The 10,934-nt window shown below is 60.6% G+C and carries 9 protein-coding genes and 2 pseudogenes; 5 read left to right on the top strand and 6 right to left on the bottom strand.

The window, feature by feature from the left end:
• Positions 1 to 319, bottom strand: a pseudogene (locus ACM9LZ_RS25240) (universal stress protein); the annotation flags it as partial.
• Here ACM9LZ_RS25240 and ACM9LZ_RS25235 point away from each other — a divergent pair.
• Positions 292 to 1,390: pseudogene (locus ACM9LZ_RS25235) on the top strand (Tn3 family transposase); the annotation flags it as partial. The pseudogenes ACM9LZ_RS25240 and ACM9LZ_RS25235 overlap by 28 nt on opposite strands.
• Positions 1,391 to 1,642: 252 nt before the next feature.
• Here the strand turns inward: ACM9LZ_RS25235 and ACM9LZ_RS25230 are convergent.
• Together ACM9LZ_RS25230 and ACM9LZ_RS25225 are read right to left on the bottom strand one after the other, a co-directional pair.
• Entirely contained in the window at positions 1,643 to 1,945 is a 303-nt protein-coding gene (locus tag ACM9LZ_RS25230) for a CcdB family protein (protein ID WP_416622275.1), read from the bottom strand.
• Positions 1,945 to 2,220 (bottom strand): type II toxin-antitoxin system CcdA family antitoxin, encoded by a 276-nt coding sequence (locus ACM9LZ_RS25225; RefSeq protein WP_416622274.1) that lies wholly within the window; start codon positions 2,218 to 2,220, stop codon positions 1,945 to 1,947. Before ACM9LZ_RS25225 ends, ACM9LZ_RS25230 begins: the two co-directional genes overlap by 1 nt.
• A 739-nt stretch (positions 2,221 to 2,959) precedes the next feature.
• On the opposite strand from ACM9LZ_RS25225, the gene ACM9LZ_RS25220 reads away from it, so the two are divergent.
• A complete protein-coding gene (locus ACM9LZ_RS25220; protein WP_416622273.1) occupies positions 2,960 to 4,069 on the top strand; it encodes a replication initiation protein in 1,110 nt (369 codons plus the stop codon).
• A gap of 101 nt (positions 4,070 to 4,170) precedes the next feature.
• The gene (locus ACM9LZ_RS25215) at positions 4,171 to 4,398 is read left to right on the top strand and encodes a hypothetical protein (RefSeq protein ID WP_416622272.1); all 228 of its coding nucleotides are present in this window, start codon (positions 4,171 to 4,173) and stop codon (positions 4,396 to 4,398) included.
• A 464-nt stretch (positions 4,399 to 4,862) separates the two neighbouring features.
• Here the strand turns inward: ACM9LZ_RS25215 and ACM9LZ_RS25210 are convergent, their stop codons facing one another.
• Positions 4,863 to 5,552, bottom strand: coding sequence for a hypothetical protein (locus ACM9LZ_RS25210; RefSeq protein ID WP_416622271.1), 690 nt, complete (start codon positions 5,550 to 5,552; stop codon positions 4,863 to 4,865).
• 234 nt (positions 5,553 to 5,786) lie between these two features.
• On the opposite strand from ACM9LZ_RS25210, the gene ACM9LZ_RS25205 reads away from it, so the two are divergent.
• A complete protein-coding gene (locus tag ACM9LZ_RS25205; RefSeq protein WP_416622270.1) occupies positions 5,787 to 6,359 on the top strand; it encodes a GNAT family N-acetyltransferase in 573 nt (190 codons plus the stop codon).
• Between the two features lie 37 nt (positions 6,360 to 6,396).
• Here the strand turns inward: ACM9LZ_RS25205 and ACM9LZ_RS25200 are convergent, their stop codons facing one another.
• Positions 6,397 to 6,717, bottom strand: coding sequence for a DUF6916 family protein (locus ACM9LZ_RS25200; RefSeq protein ID WP_416622269.1), 321 nt, complete (start codon positions 6,715 to 6,717; stop codon positions 6,397 to 6,399).
• A gap of 86 nt (positions 6,718 to 6,803) precedes the next feature.
• Positions 6,804 to 7,469 (bottom strand): phage tail protein, encoded by a 666-nt coding sequence (locus tag ACM9LZ_RS25195; protein ID WP_416622268.1) that lies wholly within the window; start codon positions 7,467 to 7,469, stop codon positions 6,804 to 6,806.
• A gap of 531 nt (positions 7,470 to 8,000) precedes the next feature.
• Between ACM9LZ_RS25195 and ACM9LZ_RS25190 the strand changes: the two genes are divergently transcribed.
• A partial coding sequence (locus tag ACM9LZ_RS25190) for a DUF4347 domain-containing protein (protein ID WP_416622267.1) occupies positions 8,001 to 10,934 on the top strand: 2,934 nt, incomplete at its 3' end.

The following is a 10,934-nucleotide window of genomic DNA, read 5'->3' as shown; positions in this document are numbered from 1 at the left end:
CCTCCCCGCGCTTGCCGATCACGATCAGGTCGCTGGCCGCTTCCAGCTCCTGCACGGTCTCCAACAGATCGCCGTGCCGCAGCTTGGCCTGGACGCCGGCGACCCCTGCCGCCTCCAGCCGGGCGCGGGCCTGATCCAGGATCAGACGGCTTTTCTTCTGCGCCACCCGTGCCTGCTGGGCTTCCAACTCCGTCAGTTCGCTCAGCAGGCTCTCCCGGTCATCCGCAGTCAAAGAACCCGTCAGGTCACCAATGCCGGCCGACGCCGTGCGGCGGCCCAGCACATGCGTCAGCCCGCGTCCCCGACATCGCTTTCGCACGCCTGTCGGCCGACGCCCACCGCATGACCGCCCAGCATATCCGCGAGATGTCCGACAAGCGCCGCCGCGCCCTGCTGGCGGCCGCCGCCATCCGGTTGCAGACCGATCTCACCGATGCCGCCCTGATCATGTTCGACAAGCTGATGGTCATGCTGGGCCGGCGAGCTGAAAACCGCACGGCCGACAAGGTCCTGCAATCCGTGAAAGACACCAAGGCCCATCTGCGGACCCTGGTGACCGCCTGCCGCAGCCTGATCGCCGCCCACGAGGCCGGCACCGACCCCATGGCCGCCCTCGAAAAGGACGTCGGCTGGTTCCGCTTCATGGCCAGCGTCGCGGGCGTGGAACCCCTGGCAGACCCCGGCACCGGCGACGCCCGCACCGAGCTGCTGTCCCGCTATGCCACCATCCGGACCTTCATGCCAACGCTGCTGACGGTCATCCTGGCCGATGGCATCAATCTCGGCATCACCCGCATGGCCGACGCCTGCCGGGGCGTTTCCATCCGCCAGCTCGCCTGGGTCCATGACTGGCATGTGCGCGAGGAAACCTACGCGCTGGCCCTGGCCCGCATCATTGATGCCCACCGCGCGCTATCCCTGGCCAGCGCCTGGGGCGATGGAACCACCTCATCCTCTGATGGGCAGTTCTACAAGGCGGGTGGCCATGGCAGCGCCGGTGGGCGATGTCAACGCCCGCTATGGCAATGAGCCGGGTGTCAGCCTCTACACCCATATCTCGGACCAGTACGGCCCCTTTCACACTAAGGTCATCACCGCCTCTGCCAGCGAGGCCCCGCATGTGCTGGACGGCCTGCTCTACCATCAGACGGGCCTCGCCATTGAGGAGCATTACACCGACACAGGCGGCGTCACCGACCATGTCTTCGGGCTCTGCCACCTGAAGAATCGCCGCCTCTACCTTTTTCCCGGCGATAGGCCGCCCACCATCCTGAAGCCGCTGATCGGCGGCGAAATCGATCTTGAACATCTGGCCGTCCATTGGCAGGAGCTGCTGCGCCTAGCTGCCTCTATCCGGTCGGGCGCCATTACCGCATCCGACATGTGGCGCCCCTGGGCTGGGAGCATATCGGCCTGACAGGAGACTATGTGTGGGGATCTGATCCGCTACCAGAAACCGGATTGCGCCCACTGCGCCGTCCAACATCAATGCTCATCGCTTAGTTCCTATTACGTTCGCGCGAACCGGACAATATTGGTTCTGATTACCGCCCTCAAATCGCCGGCGCCAACATTCGTTGGCTTGGCGACCCCGCACAAGAGCGGGGCGGCGTCCGGGCTCCCCTTCCATCCGGGGCGTCCTTCAGATACCGGACAGCAGAAAATCCAGGGCAGCCGTGATCGTGTCATGCTGTCCATCCAGGGACAGGACCGGCTTTCCCAAGTCCCTGCGCCTTATGGTGGCAATGGACTGGGTCAGCATGACGTGGCGATGGCCATTGATCTGGAAAACCGGGTTCAGGCCGGCCATCGGAGGCGGTGCATCCTCTTCCCGGAACAGAGGCACCACAACCCGTGTATCGAGACGATCAAGCAGGTCGGCCTGTATGTCGAGAAGATAGCCGCGCCCGTGCCGTGGCATGGGATAGAGGTCGTATCGGGCCATCAGAACTGTCTGTACTCGGCAAGCGGCACATCATGTTCATCGACATGGGCATTCCAGGCGCTGATCGCGCCCTGGTTCTCCTCCAGCCAGGCCTGGGCCTTCGCAGCGGAAACCGCTGCCGTCAGGCCGCGTTCACAGGCCTGTGACAGGTTGATCTTCAGGTGACGTGCTTCCTGCAGCAGGTCCTCCGGCAATGTCACATTGGTTCGCTGACGCAGCGGGGATGCCTGTCGTGAACCGGAAACGACAGGCCGGGATGCAACAGGCGGATGCATTGGAACCTCCATACCAGAGCCTGAAACTATGTGTATGAGGAGTGTGTATGTCAATGAGACCGCTCGTGCGGCATAGCCAAGCCAACGAGTGTTGGCGCCGGCGCATGCCCACGAATGTGGGCGCCGGCTGAGGGGGGTGATCAGAGCCTATTGGTTCTGATCACCGCAAAATAGCATGAGGCGTCCATCACCATACGGGCAGAACCCGCTTCCTTTCACACCAGCCTCTATCGACCCGTTGAAAAGGTCCGGTGAACTGGTGAGGGCTCCCGCCGCCCCCGTTGAAAAGGTCCGGTAAAAACCAGGCGACCGGCGGTAGAATCGAGCGGAACGCGATTCGCCCCCTCAACCCAGGACCCCGTTGAAAAGGTCCGGTGCAGCGCCGCCCGGGGGGGGCCGTTGAGAAGGTCCGGGTTCAGACTGCAAGGGCGTTGAAAAAGTCCGGGGATCAATGGTCAAGGCCTTGTTCTGCAACGAGACCGTTGAAAAGGTCCGGGTTCCAGCCCCAAGGGCGTTGAAAAGGTCCCTGTGAAGCGTTGAAAAGGTCCGCTGGATCGTTGAAAAAGTCCGGTGTATTCTGACAAGTCTTTGAAAACAAAATGATATTCCCTTCTAGGATTATTAGGAATCTAAGGAATAAGGGCGCCTGCGGCGTTTCAGCGGACTTTTTCAACGGACAAGAAACTTGCATCATGGTCCGGGATATGGATGAGTACCGGACTGTATCCAGAGAGATGAGATGGCAACACAGCCTCCCTTGCACGCCGGCCCTTCTCATGCAAGCCGGGCCAAGAAAGCAGGGGGCACCCTTATCAAAGCGACAGCCCTTGTCGAGGTCCGGACGACGGGCAATGAGGATTTACGCCTGTCGGACCGCAAGCTTTTCAATCACCTGCTGGCCATCGCCGCACCCAACATGAGCACACACCGGCGGCATTCCACGATGCTGGCCGATATCCGCCGGTTCGCGGCGGAGGCTCGTGATGCCACCAGCCACGGGGATACCAATTTCTGGCTGAAGGAAAGCCTGACACGCCTGCAGAAGGTGCTGGTCCAATATGATGTGCTGGGATCCGACGGTCGCAGTTGGGTATCCGACCATCTGCTGGGCCGGATCACGATCAACGAGACGACGGGCGAGCTGACATACGAGTTTCCGGAGGAGATTGCACAGCGCCTGGTCGAGCCGGCACTCTACAGCGCCCTGTCGCTCTCCGTGATCTACCAGTTCACCAGCAAATATTCCCTGACCCTGTACGAGATCCTCAAACGCTATGCCGATCGCCGGGCGTCGGAACCTTACTGGAGTGCCCGTATCGAGGAGGTCCGCGATGTCCTGGGCTGCCGGGACAAGCTGAAAGGCTACAAGGATTTCCGCAAGAAGGCCCTGGACCCGGCCCTTGAAGAGATCAACGAGCTGGCCGAGTTCAGTGTGGAGATGGACGAGGTCCGCCAGGGACGGGGCGGTAATGGCGGCCGCGTCGTCGGGCTGGTTTTCCGCGTCAAGACCAAGGAGATCGCGGAACTGGAAAAGGCCGTTCGCCTGGCTGACAAGCCCAGGATACAGCGTCTGGGCGAGGCGGCGGAACGGCAGCAGGCACGGACAGGGGGCCTGGTCCTGCGTGACAAGGCCGCCGTCGCCGCGCTGCGCTGGCTGGAGGCTGGTGATTTTGCGACCCGCAAGAAATGGGCAGAGCGGGCCAGACAGATGGGCGTCACCCTGCCCGCTGCGGCCACGGCACCGACCAACCTGCGTAAATGGGTGCCATCGATCGCCGATCTGATCGTGGTGGAGGAACGCCTGTTGTCCGAAAGCGAACTGCTCATCACTGGCGAGGCTTCCCGTTGAGCCCCCGTTGAATTTGTCCGTTGAACCCCCCGGCGCCGGCGACATGGCCTGGCCGGAACATGATCGCCCCCGACATCTGTTATGGTACCGGAGCCTTTCTCATGATCGACCAGAATGGCAAGCCCGTCACGAAGCCAGCCCTGAAGACCTATCTGGCCACCTATAATCAAGGGGTGCGCGGATCGAAGGAGTTCGGCGCCCTGCCCCGCGCCCTGGTCACCATCTGCGATGCCCTGGCCCTGGGCAAGACCACCTATGTCAAATGCGTCGAAGGCCAGGTTCAATTGTCGCGCCGCAAGGACGGCACCATTGCCGGCAATGGTCTGTGACGGGTTTATATTATTTTGCGGTGATCAGACCCTAATGGTCCGATCACCATTGGCCTTGGCTTCTTGTGAAAGAGCGCGTGTGACGTAGCGATGGCGGGGAGCCGGTAATTTATATAACCGGGTATTTAAAATTACCCGGTTATATAAATTACCGGCCGGCTTGAATGAAATGACTGACACCGAGTTGAGCGCCCGCGCGCCCATGCGGGCGTGTGCCAAGCCGCCCGCATGGCGGCGCCCGGCTCATGAAGGATGCATTGATCAGGACCATAGGTGCTGATCAATGCAGATACGTATGACAGCCCCCTGCCCCCTGGGGCGTCCCCGGAGGGGAGCATCGTCAGGGGAGAATTTGGTAATTAAAAATACCGGGTATATAATATTACCAGATAATATCCCGCCTCGTTGCCGGTCGGTCGGCGGGGCAGGAGGCCTGGATTTCCCGCGGCAAGACAACCGGAACGCTACCCGCGTTCCGCATCGATGGCGGACAGGCTCCGGTCGATCCCGTTGATGACCGCCGCCCAGGCCTGGGCGGCCCGGATGGGATGGAGGTGATGATCGCGCGGGTTGGGATTGCGATAGGTGTCGCAGATCAGCCCGGTTCCGGCATCCAGGGCATGGGCGGCAATATCGGCATAGGGAAGGTTTCTTTGTGCCGCCATGTCGGCCAGCCGGCGGTTGTAGCGCAATGTCAGATCGGTACGATCGCGCAGGCTTGCGGTCACTGCGTGACGGGCGCGTGCCACAGGTCCCCATTTCTGTCCGTCACGGATGGTGGGGGGAACGGCTCCGGTCACGACCACCCGGCCATAGCCGGCATGGCACAGCAAATCGACGAAGTCGGTATAGGCTGTGATGGCCGCATCCAGTTGCGCTTCCACGCTCTCGCCATAGGCCTGTGCCCGCCACCAGATGACGAAGCCGCAATCCACCTCCCCCAGTTGGATGACCGGCACGATGTCCGGCACGACCGGCAGCAACATTTCCCGAAAGCGGGCAAGGGCCTGGGTCCGGCTTTCGGGATTACGCAGGCCGACGGCGGTGGCGCCGGGAACGATCAGGAACCGGGCAGGGTAGCGCAGCCATCCCAGGGCGGCGGCGGTCTCGAAGGATTGGACATGGCTGTCACCGACAAAATACCAGACGTGCATGACAAGGTCCCATGGGGATGGCTGGGAGTGTCGGCCCGAAGCAGAACAGGCCGCCTCAAGATAAGGCCGGACATGCCCCGCCGCATCCTTTCACACCGATGGCTTCTTTTCCTCTTTCAGGAAGGGATATCATGGCATCATCGGTCTGATGCCATCCTTTGGATGAGTATGTTGCCTCTTCATCACCCTTGGATTATGAAGCGCAGGCGGCGCACCCTTCCTGAAAGGATATGGATGATGGGCGGTTTCCAGGGAACATTGCCATTGCTGGGCGGGCTGTCGCTGCGCCATCCCCGGCCGGCGGACGATGATTTCCTGCTGGAACTGTTCATGGATGCCCGTCCCTGGCTGGGCCAGGCGCATCATGACCGGGATTTCATCCGCATGCTGTACGAGCAGCAATACAGTGCCATGCGCACGGGGCAGGAGACCCGCTATCCCCAGCATCTGGATTTCGTGGTGGAGAAGCTGGGCCAGCCGGTGGGCCGGATCGTCATGGATCTCGGCCGTTATGACTGGCGGGTGGCCGAGGTGGAAATCCACAGGCTGGCGCGCGGCAAGGGGGTCGGGACCAACTTGCTGCGCAGCCTGCAGGGCACGGCGATGCAGCTCCGTCTGCCCATGACCCTGTCGGTCAACCAGGCGGAAACGCGCGTCCACTGGTTCTATTACCGGTTGGGCTTCGAGCTGCTGTCGCAGGCGCCGCCGATGCTGGAACTGGTCTGGCTGCCGCCCGGCCATCCTGGCATCCGGCATCTGCCGCCACAGATCATGCCGTCGGGGGTGGGGCAGGGCGGCCTGGCATGAACGACGCGGATGGTCCGGTCCTCCGCGCTGGTGGCGATCAGTTCAGCACGAGTTCGAAACAGGCCCGCGCCGGGTCCCGCGGCACCGTCCGGACGATGTAGAAGGGCCCGATCATCCCGGTGACCGGATGGTCGATCAGGTAGCTGCCATTGTGCAGCCCGCTATTGCCCGCTGTCTCGAACATCAAGGAGAAGGATGTGCGCTTCGCCCAGCGGGGGGTGAATTCCGGCCGTTCCTTCACCAGTGTCAGCTCGACCCGGGTCACGACGGCCTCGTCCTCCGGGGTCAGGAACCGGAAGGTTTCCCCGACATGGGGGGTGAATTGCTCGGCGGACAGCGTGCTGTAATCAGCGGTCATGACGGGAATTCCGGATGGCAAGGCAGCATGGGGGAAGGATCGCACCCCGGCCCGGTGGGACCGGAAGCCGGGATGCGATCCTGAGGTCAGTCGCGGGTCGGGTAAAGACCCATGGTCACGATATACATGGTGACAGCCAGGAAGGGCTGCACGTTGTTGATCGGCACCGGGTTTGTTACGCCACCTCCCGGCTGGACAGCGACCGTGCCGCCGCCGCCAGCCACTGTGACGTTGCCGGTGGCGGTGCCCTGGAGATACGCGCCGGCGCCCGGGGGCGTGCTGGTATAGGGCCCCTCGAACACGAAGCCCGAACCACCATCATCCAGATGGGCGCCACCAAGGTAGTTGGCACCGGAAACAGGGGCATTCGCGTTGCCGGTGGCCGTGCCGATCGGGATCGTCACGTTGGCATTGATGGTGGAGGCGGAGGAGCCGCCAGCCGGTGTGAAGGTGGCTGCATGATTATGCAGCGGCAGGTTGCTCTGGGTCAAGACGGTGCTGGCTGTACCGCCGGAACTGCCGGGATTGATGGTCTGGTTCAGATAGGGGCTGGTGCCGGACCCCATCAGGACGCGGCCGCGCAGGTCGGGCAGATTGAAGTTCGGGTTGCCATTGCCGCCATATATGGTGGTGATGATCGAGTACAATGCCTGGTTTTGCCCTACGGGCAGCGCCTGGCCCCAGCATTGGGCCGTTCCCATTGGGGCGAAGGTGCCCGCGAAGGGGAAAATCAAACCGAGATAGGCATCCATGACGAAACCTCCGATGCGGCCAAGGCCGATTGAACGGGCGGTGGCGCATTCACCACCAGCTTGAGCATATATAAGATGCTATATATGATTGAAACGGAAAAACAGTGCTCTACCTTGTTTTGCGATCCCTAGCCATTGCCGGCGGCGACAGCGCCCGGCACGGGAGCCTCGACCATGATCTAAAACACTATTAATATCAATTGATTGACCGAATAACCCGGATGTCTTGCTTCGGAAGTCGGTCTCTCCAGGGCCTTCGCCATCCAGATGCCAGGGGCCTTGTGTTGTCCGGCCCGGTTTCTATCAGAACGACATTGGAAACAGCGGAATGATGTCCAGGCCGATTGACTTGGGGTCCCAGGCGGTGGCGGCAGGTGGTAAGGAAGGGCAGGAAATAAATTTCCCGGACGAACACTTGGGCATCATACGTTAACTTGTTAATTTCTGGAATGTTTTCACATAAATTTCTACCATGCATACGTTCATCCGGGGTAGGCCGGACAGTCTAGGGTGATTATCGGGGGACGGGTCATGGCACGTTTGCAGAACGGGAAGAGCATTGGCGGAAACGGGAACAGCGGCAAGGCGCGCAAACCCTCTTCCTCCATGTTCGCCATGGCGCTTGAGCCACGGATGATGTTCGACGCGGCGGCCGTGGCCACGGTGGCGGAGGTTGCGGCGGATGTGCATGCCTCGGCCCTTCCGGCCCCCCAGGACGCCTCGGCCCATGAAGCCGATGGCCTGGCCCATGCCCTGGCCGCTTATGAGGCCGTGCCGGGTGGCAATGCCACGACCGATGAGACCGGTGAAAAGGCGGTCGACATACACCCCGCAGCCACCCAGGCGGAAACCGTGGTGCGAACGGTGGTGTTCATCGATACGACGGTGAGCGATTATGAGACCCTGATCAAGGATATCGCCCCCGACGCCAAGGTCGTTTTGCTTGATCCCGAGCAGGAAGCGCTCAGCCAGATGACCCAGGCGCTGGCCGGGATGTCGAACCTCGATTCCATCCAGGTCGTCAGCCATGGCGGGGAGGGGCACCTCTATATCGCGGGTCGCGTCTACTGGGCCGATGGCTTGGCGAACCGTGCGCAGGATCTCCAAGCCATCGGTGCTGCCCTGAAGCCCGGCGGCGATATCCTGTTCTATGCCTGCAACGTCGGCGCCGGAGAGGTGGGGCAGGAATTCGCTCAGACGATCCATCGGCTGACCGGAGCGGATGTTGCTGTTTCCAATGACCAGACCGGCAATGCGACAGGACAGAACTGGACGCTGGAGCTGCAGACCGGGATCATCGAGGCGACGACGCCCTTCGCGGCGTCTTCCATGGAGGCTTTCTCAGGTCGGCTGAACACCGTCACCGTCACCGTGGCGTCCGGGACGGCAGCGGGCTCGCTGAACCATGCGATCGTCAATGCGGCTGCCGGGGATATAATTGTTTTCGACCCGACGCTGGCGTCTGGCAAGGTTTCCCTGGGCGTCACGACCTCCTACCTGACCGCGGCTGCGCAGAGTTTCACCATCAATGGTGATGTGAATGGTGACGGGGTCGCTGATATCATACTATCAGGCGATAATGGCGACCAAACAACAACATCTTCTGACTACAGAGGGATTCTATTTAATGCTGCCGGAAAGACACTTAATGTCAAGGGGCTAATATTTGAGCAGTTTTATTCTGGTACAATTGCTTTTCAGGGTGCACTTACTTTGCAGTCTGGATCTCTTGTTGTAGAAAATTCTATATTCAGGGATAATTTGAACAATGCAATTGCAACAGGCTCCGCGGCATCAGAGTCTCTGACTATTAAGAACTCTATTTTCAGTGGGAACACGGGCGTTGTTACAGGAACGGCTGCCTATTCTGTTGTTCGTTCCACCGTTAGAAATACGTTGACGATTGAAAATAGTATTTTTGTTGATAATAGTTACACTATGAATACAAATAGTACAAATTTTGCAGGTGGAATCATATCGCAGTGGAATTCTGGATCAGAATTTACAGTAAATATAAGAAATGTTACTATGGCAAACAATTCATACGTAAATAATAATGCAGCCGCATTACACATGAGGACGGCTGGTATTGGTATATATTATGACGGAGCAACGGGAACTGCTACTGCTAGTGTTTATAATACAATTATTGCTGGGAATTCTGGAAATCTTGGTGGCACTGCGTACTCAGATCCGAACGCCATATACTATAATAGTGCGAAGGTCAGTTTTAGCTCTGGCAACAATTACCAGGGCGAAATCACCGGCAACGCGACGTTTGTTGATAGCAGCAATGCCAATCTCTCGCTGCGCGACTATCGTCCGGCCTCGACCGCGACGTCGTTCATCAACGCCGGCGACAGCAGCAATGCGAGCTATTACGGCGGGAGTTACGATATCCGTGGCATCGACCGCATTCGTGACGGTGCGCTGGACCTTGGCGCTTACGAGGTTCACTGGAATGCCGGGGCGCCGACGGTCGATCTGAACGGAACCGGTGTCGGAAACGATGAGACCGTCAATAGCGGAACGCCTGCTTCGGGCGTGCTCATTGCGCCCAATGCCGATCTGGCGCAGACCGATACCGACACACGCCTGCTGGGCGCCACGATCACCTTGTCCGGGATCGCCGATACCGGAAACGAGACGTTGACCCTCTCCACGGCGGACGTCAACACGGCCAAGACCTATGGCATTGCGGTGCTTGCCAATGACGGGGCCACGATCACCTTGAACGGTGCCGCTTCCGTGGCCGACTACCAGTCGGTCATCCGGATGATCCAGTATAAAAACAGTGCCGGCAGCTTCACTGCGGGTGCCCGCACAGCGACAGTCACCGTTCATGACGGAGAGACGACCAGCACCGCACGGACCAGCACGATCAATTTGAACACCGGCAGCGACACCACGCCCCCCACCTTCGACGTCGCCCCGTCAGTGGGCAGCGCCACGACCGACGGCTTCACGCCATCCGCCAGCCTGGATGAGGCCGGCACGGTCTATTATGTGGTCGTCGCCAACAATGCCACCGCGCCCACGGCCGCCCAGGTCAAGGCCGGGCAGGACTCCACGGGTGCGGTGGCGCTGAAATCCGGCAACTCAACCGCCAACAGCGGTAATTTCGACAGCAGTTTCAGCGCCGTTACCGGCCTGACCGCCGGCACCGACTACGACGTCTATTTCGTGGCGGAGGACAGCGCCGGCAATCTGATGGTCACGCCCGTCAAGGTCGATGCCAGCACAACGGCAGGCGGCGGCAATGCCGCGCCGGTGAACAGTGTGGTGCCGTCGGTCACGGGCACGGCGACGGTTGGTAATGCGCTGTCCACGGGCAACGGAAGCTGGACCGATCCCGATGGCGATCCGCTATCCTACACCTATCAATGGTACCGGGCGGACGATACCAGCGGCACCAACGCCACGGCCATCACGGGCGCAACCGCCTCCAACTACACGCTGACCACT

The sequence above is a fragment of the Niveispirillum fermenti genome, from assembly GCF_048066175.1.
GTDB lineage: Bacteria > Pseudomonadota > Alphaproteobacteria > Azospirillales > Azospirillaceae > Niveispirillum > Niveispirillum fermenti.
The sequence above is the reverse complement of the archived record's forward strand: the minus strand, read 5'-3'. Positions and strand labels throughout refer to the sequence as shown.

Bases quoted from the DNA above. Each gene is read 5' to 3' on its own strand.
- ACM9LZ_RS25200 (WP_416622269.1), bottom strand. From the start codon at position 6,717: ATGACCGCTGATTACAGCACGCTGTCCGCCGAGCAATTCACCCCCCAT.
- ACM9LZ_RS25230 (WP_416622275.1), bottom strand. From the start codon at position 1,945: ATGGCCCGATACGACCTCTATCCCATGCCACGGCACGGGCGCGGCTAT.
- ACM9LZ_RS25205 (WP_416622270.1), top strand. From the start codon at position 5,787: ATGATGGGCGGTTTCCAGGGAACATTGCCATTGCTGGGCGGGCTGTCG.
- ACM9LZ_RS25210 (WP_416622271.1), bottom strand. From the start codon at position 5,552: ATGCACGTCTGGTATTTTGTCGGTGACAGCCATGTCCAATCCTTCGAG.
- ACM9LZ_RS25215 (WP_416622272.1), top strand. From the start codon at position 4,171: ATGATCGACCAGAATGGCAAGCCCGTCACGAAGCCAGCCCTGAAGACC.
- ACM9LZ_RS25195 (WP_416622268.1), bottom strand. From the start codon at position 7,469: ATGGATGCCTATCTCGGTTTGATTTTCCCCTTCGCGGGCACCTTCGCC.
- ACM9LZ_RS25225 (WP_416622274.1), bottom strand. From the start codon at position 2,220: ATGCATCCGCCTGTTGCATCCCGGCCTGTCGTTTCCGGTTCACGACAG.
- ACM9LZ_RS25220 (WP_416622273.1), top strand. From the start codon at position 2,960: ATGGCAACACAGCCTCCCTTGCACGCCGGCCCTTCTCATGCAAGCCGG.